This is a genomic window from Alloyangia pacifica, assembly GCF_900116195.1.
Taxonomy (GTDB): Bacteria; Pseudomonadota; Alphaproteobacteria; order Rhodobacterales; family Rhodobacteraceae; genus Salipiger; species Salipiger pacificus.
The window spans coordinates 33,952-48,969 of sequence record NZ_FOZW01000019.1 but is presented as its reverse complement, the minus strand read 5'-3'; the positions used below and the strand labels follow the sequence as shown (position 1 = coordinate 48,969).

Below are 15,018 nucleotides of genomic sequence, written 5' to 3'. Positions count from 1 at the left end.
GACACTCCTTGGCACCAGGCCTCCCAGGAGGTGTAATTTTATTGGCTGATTTGCACATTTTCACGGCACCTGAGGGTCGCATCCGGCTTCGGAGCGTGACTTTTCCTAGGCCCCACCACAGACTGAGCCCATATTAGATTGATTCTTTGACAGACGCCCTTTGCTCCCGCGCTTCATTTTACTGAGGTGACGCTTTTGATTATTTACGGCAATTGCACTCCGATCTCCGCGTGCGTGGATACGCGCCAATCAGCGGGTCGGATATGAAGATTCTCGTTCTGGCACCGCAGCCCTTCATGACACAGCGTGGCACCCCCATCGCTGTGCACATGCTGCTCGAAACGCTTTCGGCCCGCGGCGATGAGTCCGACGTGATCTGCTTTCCCGAAGGAGACGATGTCGACATTCCCGGCTGCCGAGTGTTTCGCGTGGCCGCCCTGCCCGGCCTAAAGAACTTTCGACCGGGCTTTTCGGTCAAGAAACTGTTGGCCGACACTCTTATGTTTCCCATGGTCGCGGCGCGGATGCTGCGCGGCAACTATGATCTCGTCATCGCGGTCGAAGAAGCCGCCTTCATGGCGATGGCTCTGAAGCCGATTTTCGGGGTTCCCTATATTGCGGACATCGACAGCTCTTTACCCGAACAGCTCGACGACAAGTTTGCGCTCCCTGGCTGGCTGAGGCTTTGCTTCGAAGGAGCCGAAGCTGCGGTGATGCGCCGCGCCGACGGGGCGATCACCTGCTGCCAGGCGCTCGAGAAGATCGTCCGCGACCGCGCGCCAGGGATCCCTGTGCGCACGCTCGAGGACGTCACCATGCTGAGCGGTGAGGACAGCCAACCGGCAGCCGAATGCGCCTTCGACAAGCCGGTCGTGATGTATGTGGGAAACCTCGAACCCTATCAGGGCGTGGATCTTCTCATGGAGGCAGTGGCCGTGCTCGACCCGGAACGGCATCCCATGCGGCTCGTGGTGATTGGCGGGACCGGCGAGGATGTCGCTGCGGCGGAGCGGCGCGCGGTAGATCTGGGCATCGCCGCTCATGCCAGTTTCCTCGGCCCGCGCCCGGTCAGCGAGCTTGGGCACTACCTTTCGGCAGCGGCAGTCGTGGTATCGCCGCGTCGACAGGGACGCAACACTCCGATGAAGATCTATTCCTACCTCGACAGCGGCAGGCCGCTGCTCGCCACGCGCCTGCCGACGCATACGCAGGTCCTTGACGACCGGATCGCATGTCTGGTGGAGCCCACGCCCGAGGCGATGGCCGCCGGGTTACGCGACCTTCTGGGCGACCCCGAATTGAGTGGCCGGCTTGTTACTGCCGCCAAGGAACGTGTGGCGGCGGAGTTCACACCCGACGCGTACAGCCGGAAGCTGCGGGCGTTTCTTGAAACAGAGATCGAGCCCCGCCTGCCGCGTTCCCCTCGCCCGACGGTGGCGCAATGAACCGCATCGACCTTGCCCAAGCCAAGGGCCGCAAGTGGGACGTGATCCTCGTGGGCACGAGCTTCGCGGCAATGTTCTTTGCACATGCGCTCCGCGACCGAGATATTGACGTCCTCTTCGTCGAACGTGGTCCCTATATGGATCACGGAACCCAGCTTGCGGGCCGCCAAAGCGACGTGCCGCCGCAGATGGTGCAAACGAACAGTTCAGGCCAGCAAAAGGACTGGGCGCTTCGCTACCAGTTCGGAGGATGCTCGAACTGCTGGTGGGGCAACACTCCTCGACTGCATCCGTCGGATTTCGCTCTTCGCAGCCGCTACGGCGTCGGCGCGGACTGGCCGATCTCCTACGACACGCTGGAGCCATGGCTCTGCAAAGTCGAAGAGATCATGCAGGTGGCAGGCGGCGGTAACAACGCGATCTTTCCCCGCTCGCGCCCCTACCCCTATCCAGCGCACACCCCAACCCGAGCGGAGCGGCGGCTGTTCGAGAGCGACAAGAGCTGGACACCGATGCCAACCGCCCGCGCCAACGGTGGTGACCGCGGCACATGCTGCGCCTCTGGCGCCTGCCATCTGTGCCCGGTTGATGCGAAGTTTACCATTCTGAACGGACAAGCGGATTTTGAGGATCCGCGGTTCTACCTGCTGACCGGCGCGGAATGTCGTGCAATTCCCACGGCAGCGGGCCTCGCAACAGGGATCGTCGTACGTACGGTTTCGGAAGTGGAGACCGAGCTACGAAGCAGTTTCGTCGGACTGGCCGCCAACCCCATGGGCAGTTCCACGATCTTGCTGCGCTCCGGGCTAGGCGGGGAGCGCGTCGGACAGGGCATCCACGAGCAACTCGGACAATTCGCTTGGGCAGACATTCCCTTCGACAATTACTACGGCGGCACCTCTATAACGGGCGTAGGCTATGCTCTTTATGATGGCTCTTTCCGCAGCGAGGCTGCCTCTGTCCTGATCGAGAGCTGGAACGCCCCGCCTTCGCTTCGTCTCGAACCGGGAAAATGGCTGCAAAGGCTCAAGCTGAAATTCGTAGCCGAAGACCTCCCGCAGACATCAAACCGGATTGTGCTCGAGAACGATGAGCCTCGCCTGATGTGGGGCGGTCACAGCGCATACGCCTTTGCCGGGCTCGCGCGCGCGCGCAGCCGCGTCGCAGACCTCGTGAGTTTCGCCGACAACTTCAGCTTTGGCGGCTTCGAGCCGACCGAGGCGCATATTATTGGCGGAACACCCATGGCAGAGCGGCGCGACGACGGTGTCGTCGATCCAGAGTGCCGGCTTTTCGATGTGCCCAACCTCGCCTGCCTCGGAGCCAGCACCTTTCCAACGAGCAGCGCAGCCAACCCGACACTGACCTTGTCAGCCTTGTCCATGTTTCTCGGGAGCCGTTTGTGATGCGCCTCACCCGCCGTGCCGTTCTGACCGGAGGCGCCGCCGCCGTCACCGCCGCTGCCGTGCCTATAGCAATGGGGGGAATTCAGTCATTCCTGAACCGTATCCTCGCCGAGCATTTCGGTCCAGAAGTGCTGAAAATCGAAGGGGTCGATGGGTTCGTGTCGGACTACGCGGCGCAGGCAGGCAGCGGCAACTTCGCGAAAAAGGCTGCGGCAGAACTCTATTTCGCGTGGCACGGTGAACACCTCAAGATGACCCCCCAGGCCCAGGAGCTCAAATCTCTGTTCCTGCAGACCTTTCTCGTGCGCAGCAACATAATAGCGATCACCCAAGGGCGGGCGGAGCATTTCGATTACACCGAGGTCAATCCTTGGGAGCCGACCTGTGGCCTCTATCTGTCGGCCCTCGCGGAAGGAGCCGTTTGAGAGCCGCAAGATGGTGCTACCTGCGATGCTGTCCCGCACGAGACCCGGTGCAGCAAAGTCCAAGACTGCCAGCCACCAATCTCTTTTCCACCTGTTTGTCTCCGGAGCCGCGCAGGTACGCCCATGAAGATACCGCTGTTTTTCGATGGATACGATCTCAAGGCCTACGATCTCCCCTTCGGGCAAAACCTCTCGCAGCTTCGCGAAAGGGCACGATACCTTTACCGCTCCGCAAAGGGTGTGCAGCCACGCACGGGCTTCTATACGGCCTTTGCGAACCTGGTCCGCAGCATCGAAAGTACCGGGCACGAAGTGCATGTGAACAACTTCCGTCTCGCCCGCAACGATCCGGCGCGGCCGATCGGCATGAGTGGGTTCATGCCACCCTTCGCACGCTTCGGCCTCACCAACCCGGTGATCTACGGGCCCGGACGGGTACCGGACCCCAACGATCTCGACGAGCTCCGCCAAACACTCAATCTCAAGATCGTTACATATCCCTCGGAATGGCCAATCGAGCTCAACGCACCGGACCGACGCGACCTCTTCGCGACGATGTTCGTTGGCATCGACACGGACGCATGGCCCGACATTTCCAGCGAACCAAAGACATGCGACGTGCTGCTCTACAACAAGGTACGCTGGCACCAGGCTGAGCGCGAACGCGATCTGCTTCGGCCGATCCGCAGCATGCTGAAGCGACGCGGGCTGGGCTGGAAAGAACTGCGCTACGGCGCGCACAACCTGGAGACCTTCCGCAAGACCGTCACCGGCGCGCGAAGCATGATCTTTGTCGCCGAGCACGAAACCCAGGGCCTCGCCTACCAGGAAGCGATGTCTTCAAACCTGCCTGTCTTTGCCTGGGATGACGGCGAACTCGTCGATCCGTCGCAACGCAAGCTAGCGGGTGCACATCTCAGGGTGTCATCGGTGCCCTACTTCGATCAGCGCTGCGGGCTGACATTCACCCGGGACAACATCGAAGAGCGCTTCGAAGATTTCTGGAAGCGCCGCGCAGACTTCCGCCCGCGAGACTATGTGCTCGAGCACCTCTCGCTGGAGCGTGGTGCGCAGCGCTTCCTTGATCTCTACGCGACGATGTTGTGATCGAAGAACCTGGTTCAGGACGTTACCTTTGCGCGCCCGCGCGCAGAAGCCCAGCGCCCTATACAAACCAGCCACCACGCGACAACGAGTAAAAGTCCGGCATAGGAAGCGTAGTCGCGGATTCCGGCTCGATGCCTGTGTGTGGCGTCAACCGCGATGGCGTCGCGGGCAGAGAAGTGCCCTCGCAGGGAGAAGACCCCCTCTGTGCCTTCCAGCAGCCCGTTCAGCGCAATCCGCTCCCCGGTCCACAACAGAAGCTCAGAGCCTTCCGGGGTTGCCACAATACGGCCGCGATCCACCTCAACGGGCATGTTCTCCCGGACTTCGGCCTGGCGCAGTGTGCGAGTGTAGTGCAAGTCTGCCATCTCGACCGCGCGCGAGAAGCAGATCGGGCCGACGATGTAGACGGCCAGTGCCCCGCTAGCCAGCAGAGCCAGCCCCGGCCCTGGTAAACGCAGGTCAGAGCCGATTTTGGGTAGACGGCAGAATGCAACCCCAGCAACGGCGACGCCGAGCAGCGTAAACAAGGTCGTGGTCAGGTCCTCCGGCCAGAACAGGCCGAAATTCACCAGTTCCCATCGAAACGGCGCAAAGAGAACCACGCCATTTGCCCACTTGAGTTGCAGTGCATCGAGAAGCAGGTGCATCATGCTGCCTGCCGCGAGCAGCCCGAAAGTGCGCCATCTCCAGCGACTGAAGCAGGCAAGCCCGGCGCAGAGCACTAAGCAGAACAGCAGCGAGCTCTGAACAATCGCGTAGAGACGCAGATCGATCATGTCGACCCCAGGCCAGGCGGCCCGGATCATACGCTGCGCGATCCACGGCAGGTCCGGCACAATGCAGGCGAGCCAGACCCATTTGACATCCGCATCGCGAAACACGCCCCGGCTGACAAGGGTCTGGATGCCAAGGTGCGCCAACGTGTTTGGCACTGCTCAGCCCCTCCTCTTCCGAATCTGCATCGCCACCTGCCGGCGCAGGAACTGCCGCCCCGAGGCGAGTTGCCCGTAGGTCTCGGGAGACGCGGCACATGCACGCAATTGAGCAGCGATCGCACGAAAGGTCAGATCGCCTGTGGAGATCCCGCCGAGAACGATCCCAAACCTGCCAGGATCGCGATCCCCCTGCGGTAGCGGCAGCGGATCGGTGCCCGCAAGCACGCGCCATCCCAGCGCCTCGGCCCGAGCAAGACGGGTCGGACGCGGCATCAGCGCGGGGCGCACACCATTGTCGGCGAGAAAGACCGAAGTCCGCGGCACCCCCTGCTCGATGCACCAGTCGATCCGCGCGCCGCGCGCGCCGGTCCACTTGCCAACGCCCCAGGGCAATACCACCAGGGCCTCCGCCTCGAGACCGCGCTCGATCACCTCCGCTAGGGGGAGCCCGTTCGGGATCATCCCGCGAAAACCGATCAGCAGCACTTCGAGCGCCTCGGAGGTGACTGTTTGCCGTCCCGCGACAAGGAGGAGCCGGGTACCATCCGCGCGAAGCGCCTGCCGCACGACGGCTTCGGGGGTTTCGCTCACCGTCCAGCGGCCGTATCTGCCCGTCAAAGTGTCGAACACATTGAGACCCGCGTTCTCCACGAGGCAAAGCACGCCGCGTTTGTCGCTGCCAGGTACCGCCGCCATATGGCTGGCAGCGCTCGTAAGGCAGCAGTCGATGCTGAACCCTGGATAGAAGTGGACATGCGTGTCCACGGGAAGGCTCGAAATCAACGCCATGCGTGCCTCGGTGCCTGCGCAATAGCAGCTCGAAAAAAAGCCGCTTGTTGCGAGAGGTATGAAATATTGCGCGAGCACCGAGCCCATCTATTGTCGGAGTGGCAACAGTCCCTGACGGATGCGGCATCATGCAAGATGAGAACTACGATCTGGTCATCGTCGGCGGTGGCATCCACGGGTTGATGATCGGCCTTCAGGCGGCCGAGAGCGGTCATCGGGCACTGCTGCTCGAGAAGGACAAGCTCGCGGCGGGTGCGACCGGTGGCTGGTACCGTATCCTGCATGGCGGACTGCGCTACCTGCAAAGCCTCGACATGCGCCGTTTCCGCGCCTCGCTGGAAGACAGCCGCTGGTTTCTCCGTTCGTTTCCCGATCTTGTATCGCGGCAGGCGTTTCTCATGCCGCTTTACGGAGAGGGCCTCAAGCGGCCCTGCGTATTCCGCGCCGCCTTCCTTATGGAGCGGAGTATCGGGCCCGATCGCAACAGGGGCGTACCGCAGGAAAAGCGCATCCCCTCCGGCCGGGTTCTGAGCCCCGCTGCCACGCGCGACGCTTTTCCCGGTGCCCGAAGCGAGGGCCTCTTGGGAGGTGCCCACTGGGAGGAATTGGTGGTGCCGGACAGCAACGCACTGATTGCCGCACTCGCCGAGCGCGCCCGAGCGGCCGGGCTGGACATCCGGGAGGGGCAGGAAGTCACCGGGGTGGAGTTTGAAGCGGAGCACGTGACGGCGGTACGCTGCGGCGCAGGGAAAATCGGCGCGATGCGCGTGATCCTTGCCGCGGGATACGCCACGCAGGCGCTCGCTGAAAGCGTCGATCCTACCTGCAGGGCGCGCTTCGGATTTCCAGCAAATGCATTCAATCTCATGGTAAAAAAAGATTTTCCGGCCACCTCCGGTCTGTCGCTCTCGGTACCGGGCGATGCGGGCGGAATGATCTTTCTCTACCCTTCCGAAGGGAAGACCTTTCTTGGCACCGGGTACATTCCTGTCGATTGCAGCCATCCCGACACCGAGGTGTCCGAGGAGGCAATCGCGCGCTTTCTCGCGCGTTGCAACCTCGCCTGCCCCGGGCTCGACGCTCGGCCGGAAGACGTGACGTCGGTCAGCCGTGGAATGTTGCCTGCGGCCGCCCCATCGAGCCTCAAGCTGCTCGACCGCGACGTAATCCACGACCATGGCGCGGAGGGTGGCCCGAGAGGGTTGGTCAGCCTGTCCAGCATCAAGTTCACCACCGCCCCCAGCGTCGCGCGCCGGGTGCTGCGCTGTGCCTTTGCGGCAGGATGACGCGCGCATGACACGCATCGGTCACAACTGGGTCTTCTTGAAGATCGGCTCGGGGATCGACCGGATCACCGCCATGACCAGCGCCCAGATAGGCCGGACATATATGGCGTTGTGGCGTTTGCCGACCGCGGCATAGATCGCGTCGGCTACCTCCTCGGGAGCGGCGGTCAGACGTTTCGGAAGGTCCATGCCCTCGGTCATCTTGGTCCGCACGAAGCCGGGCTTAACCGTCAGCACGTGAACCCCTTTGTCGGCAAGGCGGTTGCGCAGTCCCGACAGAAAGGCGGTAAACCCCGCCTTGGCTGAGCCGTAGATGTAATTCGACGCTCGCCCCCTGTCGCCCGCTACAGAACTTACGCCGACGATGGTTCCGGTCCCGGCCTTTGCCATGCGCTCGGCAAAGAGTCCGAGTATCAGTGCGGGCCCCTCGTAATTGGTGCGCATTATCAGCGCCGCCGCCGCCGGAGAACTCTCGCTTTCAGCTTGGTCGCCCATCGCACCGACGACTGATACGACAATCTGCGGCTCGGGTGAGATCTGCGCGACAAAGTCGGCCATGCCCCCCGTGTCGAGCACGTCGAATTCCACCAGAGTCGCCTCGACGCCATGGCGCAGCGAGATATCCGCGCGATCCTGCTCAAGCTCGCTGGCACGGCGAGCGGCCAGAATGACCGCGTGGCCGGCGGCGGCGAAGCGGTGCGCGACCGCGCGGCCAATGTCGGAACGGGCCCCGATCACGAGAACCGGAGGAAACGTCACAGTTGTCATAACAAAAGCCTTTGGGATTGAGCCGAGGCGAAAGCGTGATCCAGTCCGGCACCGCGGCGCAAGTCTCGGTATTGGGCCGCGCGCGGGTCCGCCTCATGGAAAGTTGAAGCAGAGAGACGCGCGTCCTTGGCGAGGTAAAAGCGACCGCCATGCGCGAGCGTGATGCGGTCCAGTTGGTCAAGCAGGGCAAACGTCTTCGGGTTCGCCGGAAAGTCGAGTGCGAGCGTGAAACCCTCCATCGGGAAGGAAAAGCGGCTGTCCTGCGCACCGAAGCGCTTCAAAACGGCAAGAAAGGAGCCCTGACCCGCGCGCGCCGTCGCGGTGAGCAGAGCGATGAGACCCGCTTCGGCCCTGTCCAACGGAAGCGCGCATTGGAATTGCACAAAGCCCCTGCGACCATAAATTCGGTTCCAGCCGAGGATTGCATCCAACGGATAGAAATAGCTGTCCCAGTCGATCAGGACCTCCTCGGGACCGCCCTGCCCCTTGCGCCAGTAGAGCGCGTTGAAAGCCTTTACCGAGTACCTGTTGAGCGCCAGCGCCGGAGCGTCGAAGGGCACGGTTCGCTTTTTCTTGGTCGGCGTCGAGAGCGGGCTTGCGCGGAAAGCATCAGGGACTTCCTCGACGCGCGCGTGCTCGCCCAGCATTATGAGCGAGCGCCCGAGCGCGCATCCCGTGGCCAAGCAGTCGATCCAGGCAACCGAATAAGTGGCATCCTGTGCCTCTTCGAATCCCGCCATTGCCGCGCGCAGGTTCGGGGCAACTATCGTGCGCTGTCGGATCCAGCCGCTTTCCACCGGCCGCAGGCGGATCGCAGCGCGCAGGATGACCCCAGTAAGGCCCATGCCCCCAAGTGTCCACTCGAACAACGGATCGTTGTCGCTGCGGCTCAGCCGCCGCATCTTGCCATCTGCGCCGACGAGATCGACCCACTCGACGAAGCTGCCGAAGGCACCGTCGCAATGATGGTTCTTGCCGTGTACGTCGGATGCAATGGCGCCGCCAAGAGAGACGAACTTGGTGCCAGGGGTCACGTAAGGAAACCAGCCACGCGGCAGGAAGGTCGTGATGATGTCCGCAAGCAGCAGCCCAGCTTCAGCCACGAGGACGCCGGTCGCGGGATCAAACGACAAGATACGGTTCATCCGCCGCATATCGAGCGTCGCGGCGCCCCCGAGCGCGCTGTCACCATAGGCCCGGCCATTGCCGCGTGCGATGACCCCGCCATGGCGCGCGAGCGTGGAAACCTCGCTCTCAGTGCGCGGCGCCGTCACGAGGCATGGCTTGCTGGGATACCTCCCCCAACCGGTAAGAACTTCTCTGCGCATCATGCCGACCCTGCCACCGCTCCTTTCACAAAGACGAAACGGCGGTCCAGCCAGTATTTCACGATATAGCCCGCCGTGAGGCCCAGCACGGCCCCGAGTTCACGCATGGCGTCGCTGTGGAAGGCCAGCCAGAATGCCGTCTCCATGCCCCAGAAGATCGCCGTGGTCATGATGCCCATGGTCACGTAGAGCGGGAATTTCCGACCATGAGCGGCGATCCCGGTAGAGCGGTCATTGAAGATCCACTGCTTATCTAGCAGGTACTTGAGAACGAGCCCGACCATCGTTCCGAGGAAGACTGCAAGGGCGAAGCCCGCAGCACCGTCGTCCACTGAGAGCACCAGTCGCTGTGTCCCAAGATTGGCCAGCGTCGCCAGTACCGCGAAGGCGCTGTAACGAAAAACGAGAGCCATAGGGCTCATAGCATAACCCCGGCCGTCGCCAGGACGAAAATCGATACCGCACAAACCAGTGAAACGCGGTCCTTGGCTGCGAAGATGACCGGATCATCCTGCATCCATCCCCGGTGCGTGATCATGACGGTACGGCTCACCCAGAATAGAAGCACAAGGCATATCCCCCAGAGCGGCGCGGTTTCATTGTACAGTCTTCGGACAGCGTCGGTGTTCAGGTAAAGCGCCATGACCAGGATCGAGATGTACCCGGAAGCGACCGCCATGTTCGCGACGACCGGGATGTCTTCGGTGGTGTACCCGCGCCCTTGCGCCTTGATATTGCCTTGAGCTGCGCTCGAGACCAACTCGGCCTGTCGCTTCACGGCAGCCAGAGAGAAGAAGAAGAAGACCGAAAACGCCAGGAGCCAGACGGACAACGGCGTCTGCGTCGCGACCCCGCCAGCAATGATGCGAAGCGTGTAAAGTCCTGCCAGTGTGCAGATGTCCACCACGAGCTTGCGTTTCAACGCCAGCGAATAGGCGGTAGTCATCACGAAGTAGAACGCCATCACCGCAAAGAATCCGGTACCGAGAAAGGCCGCCAGCGCGAAGCCTGCAAGCAGCAGTGCAGGGGTCATGACCGTCCCCCAGGACAACGGCAGATCGCCTGCGGCGAAGGGGCGTGTGCGCTTGCGCGGGTGCGCCCGGTCGGCTGCGAGGTCGAGCAGATCGTTGAGCAGGTAGACAGAAGACGCGATGAGGCTGTAGGCAACGAAGGCGAGCAGCGCTTGCGTGATTGGCAACCACTCGAACTTGTGCGCAGCCAGCAGAGGCAGGAACACCAGAACGTTCTTGAGCCATTGGTGCGGTCGCAACGCCCGGAACGCCGCATGCGTTCGGTCCGCTCCACCTGTCTGAAGATGCTTCACCTCTCCGGCCTGCTGGTCGACGCGTTTGGCCAATGCCGGCGAGACGTCCACCGTCACAGCACGCTCGGCGGCGTTCCAAACTGGAACATCCGCTGAAGAATCTCCGACATAGACGAAATTCCCCCGACCATAGAGTTCGAGCAGTCGCTCTGCCTTGGCCTCACCTTTCAGGTTATGCTTCCCATCCGAGCCGTGGACATCGTCGAACAGGCCGAGATGCGCGCTTATCCGGTCAACGATCCTCTGATCGGACGCCGACACCAAAGCAGTGCGGCCGCCCTGCGCCCGCCAATCCTTGATATGGGCTATGACCTCCGTGTTGTAAGGAAGAAAACCGGGCTCGACGGCTCCGAGTTCCTCTAGGCGCCGTTTGAGCGCCGCACGCCCTTGGCACACTGCGTGAAGGGCTGGAACGAGATTGAGCCATCTGCGTGAAATCGCCGACCAAAACGTCTCGTAGAGCATGTCACTACGTATAAGCGTGCCGTCAAGATCGATGACCAAGGTCAAATCATCTTGGGCAATACGAAAATTGTGTGAATCGTCCATGCACATTTCTCGCGAAAATTAATATCATTGAAAAACTTACGGAAATCAAATTGAAGGCCACAGAAACCTTTACGAGGCTTCATCGCGCACTCTCCCAAATCAAGGATTTTATGGCGTCGCCATAGGTTAAATGCGCCGCCAGCCCGCATTTGCGGATTTTTTCCCCATCGGGGAGGATGTTCGATCACTTTCGGGGCTCGCGTCCGGGCGTCGCGATTCTGTCTGAGCGCAGATGTCTTTCAATGCCAGCGCTGTCTCGGCCTGCGCCGGAGGTACTTCAAGCTATGTTGGCCGCGTTAGAACGTGTTCCGGAAGCGCCTATTTGGTGAACAGGTTTTCCATCTTGAGCCGCAGACACATCCCATGCAGAAAATGCCCCCTCGCAAGTTCGGCGCAGCCGCGAAGCTCAACGTTCGCCCGACACGTCCCCCGATGGAAACCATTTCGGAAGACGCGGCACTTCCTGACACCCGACGCCGGGTGTTCAAAATTTCAGCGGTGGGACGAGCTTTTCGGCATATTTCCTTCCCTTCGCTTCAGAAGCATTCAACTTCACGTTTTCCAGAATCAGAGCAAAGGATATGTTCCGTGGACATCATTCCTTTGGGGAATTTTCAGATGAAGAATTTTAATATTTATTTCATGACTGCAGCTGTTCTGGCAGCGAATCTACTTTTGACGTCAAACGTCGCCCTCGCGGGCGGTCAGGGTGGAGGCAATGGCAAGCCGCCCCCTAAGGATAAGTGCCGACATGATTGTGTCGCCGTGCCCGAGATCCACGCAGAAGGAGCCGCAGCCGGCCTTCTGTTCGTTCTCGGCGGCATTGCCGTGATGACTGGGACTCGGCGTCGCCGTTCCTGATCAACCGGAGTTGCCGGCTCCGATGAATATTGATGAACAGCTTGCGAAGCGTCGCGTTGCGCCGCGGATCTTCATTGCAACATCGGTTCTGCTTTTCGAACATCTGACTTTATTCGTAAGCCTGACCGTCCAGTACGAAGAAGATGTCATCGAGCGCCTGCCAACCCTTTGGCAGGCTGCCATCCTTTGCGTTACGCTTGTTTCGGGAAGCCTGATTGTCGCCCTCTGCGCCCTGTGGCTCTACTGGGGAGAGCGAATTCGATCAGAGATCGAAGTTGCCAACGCCCGGTTGGGTAGATGGCACGGAGAGTGGCTACTGCTGCACTTCTTGCTTGCCCTGTTGTTCTTCTGCGCAAGCTTTGCGATTTTCGGGCTGCCCTGGTTTGCAGCCTGGGGCGGCCCGGCACTGATGGTGCTTTGGATCGCCAGCGCTGTAGCGATGGTTTTTTCAATACTTTTCGCGGCGCTGGGGGGCGCACTCGGCAGCTTGGCGGCACAATTGCGGCCGGTCTTGTTCGGTGCGCTGCTTGTCGGTTTCGGCTTCGCCTTGGTAGTGCCGCTCGTTCAGCCATTTTGGTTGGAGATCTCCCTCCCGGTGCTGTTTCTGACCTTCGGGATCCTCAGCGTCTGCTGCGAGGGCGCTTGGGTTGATCCCGACATATCGGCGGTCGGCTTTGACAATTTTGCCGTGGTGGTGAACCCCAGTTGCTCGGGAATCGCCGGGATGGCTCTGGTCGCCTTGTTCCTGGCCGGGTACCTGTGGCGCTTCCGCGAAGAACATCGCTTTCCGCAAGCTCTGCTCCTCGTGCCCTTGGGCGTCGGCCTGTCCTTCTTGGCCAACGGCCTGAGGATCTCCGGACTCATTCTCGTCGGCCAAAACTTGGGACCAGAAATCGCCAATGGCGCTTTCCACTCCTTGGCAGGCTGGGTCTTCTTCTGTCTTGTAACACTGGGGATTGTCGCGATCAGTCGACATATCACATGGTTCCACGCACGCGATATTTCATCGGCACAGGCCTCCGATAGCGCCACACCAGACTTCCTGCTGCCCGTTCTCGTCTGGCTAGGTGTCGCAATGCTGACCGGAGCCTTCTCGGTTGGTCAAGACGCGCTCTATCCCCTGCGGGTGGTCGCAACGGTGCTGGCATTGTTCTGGCTTGGCGGGGGCGTTTTCACATTGGTGGCAAGATGCAAAACTTGGCTCGCATATGCGCCGCAGCAGATCATCGCGCCCCTGCTCATCGGAGTTTCCGTCTTCCTACTCTGGCTTGCGCTTCACCCTCCGGCAGCGCCTGCGCGCAGCCTGAGGGATGTTGCCCAGGCAGAAGGTTGGAGCATTGGGTACATGTGGGTGTGGCTAGGGTTCCGGCTGGTCGGCAGCATTCTCATTGTGCCGGTTATCGAGGAGCTGGCGTTTCGGGGCTACCTGCAACGTCGCCTGATTTCGGCGGACTTCACAAAGGCTCGCTACGACTGGCATTGGCCCGCGGCATTGATCAGCGCTGCGGCGTTTGCGCTTCTCCATAGCAATTGGATTGCCGGTCTGCTCGCCGGGTTGGCCTTCAGTTTCGCCGCTTCGAGGCGCGGCAAGTTAAGTGATGCCGTCATAGCACATGCCACGGCGAACCTGCTGGTCGCGGTCGCCGTCTTGGGGGCGGGGCGATGGGACCTTTGGTGAGGTCATGCCAAATCCCGCGAGCCTTGGATCAAATGCAAGAGAGAGGGCCGAAGAATGAAGGTCAACACGTTGTCGAGAGCCGTCGCTGAACCCGCTGACGAACCCTGTCGCTCGGGCGCCAACGTAATTTGCGTCGGCGTGCAAAAATGCGCGACCTCCTTCATTCACTCCGCGATGGGTACGCATCCACAGGCAGGCATATCGGCGCCCAAGGAACTGGATTTCTTCAGCTATTTCTTCGATCGCGGCTATTCTTGGTATGAGAAGCATTTCTCCGCCTGTGTAGCACTTCCGGTGCGTTTCGAGGCCTCTCCGTCCTACTTTTATGATCCTCGCAGCCCGGAACGCATCCGTGGCTATCGGCCGGAAATGAAGATCATCGTGCTTCTCCGGGACCCGGTAGAGCGTGCCTATTCCAACCACCTTCACGAGGTCATCCAAGGCCATATTGGTGCTGTCCCTTTCGAAGAGGGTTTGGCCAACAATCCCGGCTACATTGATCAGGGCCGTTACGCGACCCATCTCCGCCGTTGGTTCTCGCAGTTCGAACGGGACTCGATACTGGTCATGTTCGCCGAGGAAATATCGGCTGACCCGATTGGCGCCGCGCAAAAGGTCTATGCCTTTTCTGGACTTGACGCAGAGCATGTCTCGCCTGTGCTTCTCGAACGCAGGAACGAGAGCGATCGCGCAAGACTGCCCGCTCTGCGGGCGGTGCTCAGAGCCGGTGGCGACAAGCTGCGCGACCTCGGCCTAGAAGATCAGTTGGCGCGAGTGAAAGCAGCGGGACCTGTTCAGCGGCTGCTGGCAGCCAACAGCCAGAATATGCGCGGCATCGTGCCTCCGATGAACGAAGCCACGCGCGCGCGATTGACCGAGGTCTTCGAAGAAGAGCTGCTTGCGTTGCCTGAGCTCTTGCGTCGAGAGAGCCTTCCATGGGCGACGTATGAGAGACTTTGCGGACTCCCTGCAGCGAGTGGTATCGGTTAGCCGACGGACGGCTCTTCCTCGATCATCTTCTTGGTCGGCTCGGAGTACCGCGGATCAACTTTCGGCGCGGCTTTCACTGGCTTTTAGCAGAGCGTGCGCCGGGGAATGCCTAAACACGTGCTGAGCT

The 15,018-nt window shown here is 61.1% G+C and carries 14 protein-coding genes; 8 read left to right on the top strand and 6 right to left on the bottom strand.

The window, feature by feature from the left end:
* Positions 1–263: 263 nt before the first annotated feature.
* The 4 genes from BM397_RS26520 to BM397_RS26505 all read left to right on the top strand — a co-directional run bounded on the left by BM397_RS26520 (position 264) and on the right by BM397_RS26505 (position 4,383).
* Positions 264–1,445 carry a glycosyltransferase family 4 protein gene (locus BM397_RS26520; RefSeq protein ID WP_092430540.1) on the top strand — a complete coding sequence of 394 codons (1,182 nt, stop codon included), beginning with the start codon at positions 264–266 and terminating at the stop codon, positions 1,443–1,445.
* On the top strand, positions 1,442–2,851 hold the full coding sequence (locus BM397_RS26515) for a GMC oxidoreductase (protein WP_092430538.1): 1,410 nt from the start codon (positions 1,442–1,444) through the stop codon (positions 2,849–2,851). The genes BM397_RS26520 and BM397_RS26515 overlap by 4 nt, the downstream gene beginning before the upstream one ends.
* A complete protein-coding gene (locus tag BM397_RS26510; protein ID WP_092430536.1) occupies positions 2,851–3,276 on the top strand; it encodes a hypothetical protein in 426 nt (141 codons plus the stop codon). The genes BM397_RS26515 and BM397_RS26510 overlap by 1 nt, the downstream gene beginning before the upstream one ends.
* A 123-nt stretch (positions 3,277–3,399) precedes the next feature.
* Entirely contained in the window at positions 3,400–4,383 is a 984-nt protein-coding gene (locus BM397_RS26505; protein ID WP_092430534.1) for a glycosyltransferase, read from the top strand.
* Positions 4,384–4,397: 14 nt separating this feature from the next.
* Here the strand turns inward: BM397_RS26505 and BM397_RS26500 are convergent, their stop codons facing one another.
* On the bottom strand, positions 4,398–5,315 hold the full coding sequence (locus BM397_RS26500; RefSeq protein ID WP_092430532.1) for a metal-dependent hydrolase: 918 nt from the start codon (positions 5,313–5,315) through the stop codon (positions 4,398–4,400).
* A 3-nt stretch (positions 5,316–5,318) separates the two neighbouring features.
* On the bottom strand, positions 5,319–6,194 hold the full coding sequence (locus BM397_RS26495; RefSeq protein ID WP_143015442.1) for a hypothetical protein: 876 nt from the start codon (positions 6,192–6,194) through the stop codon (positions 5,319–5,321).
* A 41-nt stretch (positions 6,195–6,235) separates the two neighbouring features.
* Here BM397_RS26495 and BM397_RS26490 point away from each other — a divergent pair, with 41 nt between their 5' ends.
* Positions 6,236–7,393, top strand: a complete 1,158-nt coding sequence (locus tag BM397_RS26490) for an FAD-dependent oxidoreductase (RefSeq protein WP_092430528.1) — start codon at positions 6,236–6,238, stop codon at positions 7,391–7,393.
* A 21-nt stretch (positions 7,394–7,414) separates the two neighbouring features.
* Here the strand turns inward: BM397_RS26490 and BM397_RS26485 are convergent, their stop codons facing one another.
* The 4 genes from BM397_RS26485 to BM397_RS26470 are packed head-to-tail and all read right to left on the bottom strand — an operon-like array spanning position 7,415 to position 11,362.
* Positions 7,415–8,161: an SDR family oxidoreductase gene (locus BM397_RS26485; protein ID WP_092430526.1), complete on the bottom strand. Its 747-nt coding sequence runs from the start codon at positions 8,159–8,161 to the stop codon at positions 7,415–7,417.
* Positions 8,158–9,492: an FAD-binding oxidoreductase gene (locus tag BM397_RS26480; RefSeq protein ID WP_245696236.1), complete on the bottom strand. Its 1,335-nt coding sequence runs from the start codon at positions 9,490–9,492 to the stop codon at positions 8,158–8,160. The genes BM397_RS26485 and BM397_RS26480 overlap by 4 nt, the downstream gene beginning before the upstream one ends.
* On the bottom strand, positions 9,489–9,911 hold the full coding sequence (locus BM397_RS26475) for a GtrA family protein (protein ID WP_092430524.1): 423 nt from the start codon (positions 9,909–9,911) through the stop codon (positions 9,489–9,491). The genes BM397_RS26480 and BM397_RS26475 overlap by 4 nt, the downstream gene beginning before the upstream one ends.
* Complete coding sequence (locus tag BM397_RS26470; RefSeq protein WP_092430522.1) at positions 9,908–11,362, bottom strand: UbiA family prenyltransferase; 1,455 nt, start codon at positions 11,360–11,362, stop codon at positions 9,908–9,910. The genes BM397_RS26475 and BM397_RS26470 overlap by 4 nt, the downstream gene beginning before the upstream one ends.
* 363 nt (positions 11,363–11,725) lie before the next feature.
* On the opposite strand from BM397_RS26470, the gene BM397_RS29140 reads away from it, so the two are divergent.
* From BM397_RS29140 to BM397_RS26460, 3 genes are read left to right on the top strand one after another with little or no spacing between them, the layout of a single operon-like run.
* Positions 11,726–12,223 carry a hypothetical protein gene (locus BM397_RS29140; RefSeq protein WP_143015441.1) on the top strand — a complete coding sequence of 166 codons (498 nt, stop codon included), beginning with the start codon at positions 11,726–11,728 and terminating at the stop codon, positions 12,221–12,223.
* Positions 12,224–12,245: 22 nt separating this feature from the next.
* A complete protein-coding gene (gene xrtE, locus BM397_RS26465) occupies positions 12,246–13,901 on the top strand; it encodes an exosortase E/protease, VPEID-CTERM system (RefSeq protein WP_092430520.1) in 1,656 nt (551 codons plus the stop codon).
* Positions 13,902–13,955: 54 nt separating this feature from the next.
* Positions 13,956–14,891: a sulfotransferase domain-containing protein gene (locus BM397_RS26460; protein ID WP_092430518.1), complete on the top strand. Its 936-nt coding sequence runs from the start codon at positions 13,956–13,958 to the stop codon at positions 14,889–14,891.
* Positions 14,892–15,018: the final 127 nt, after the last annotated feature.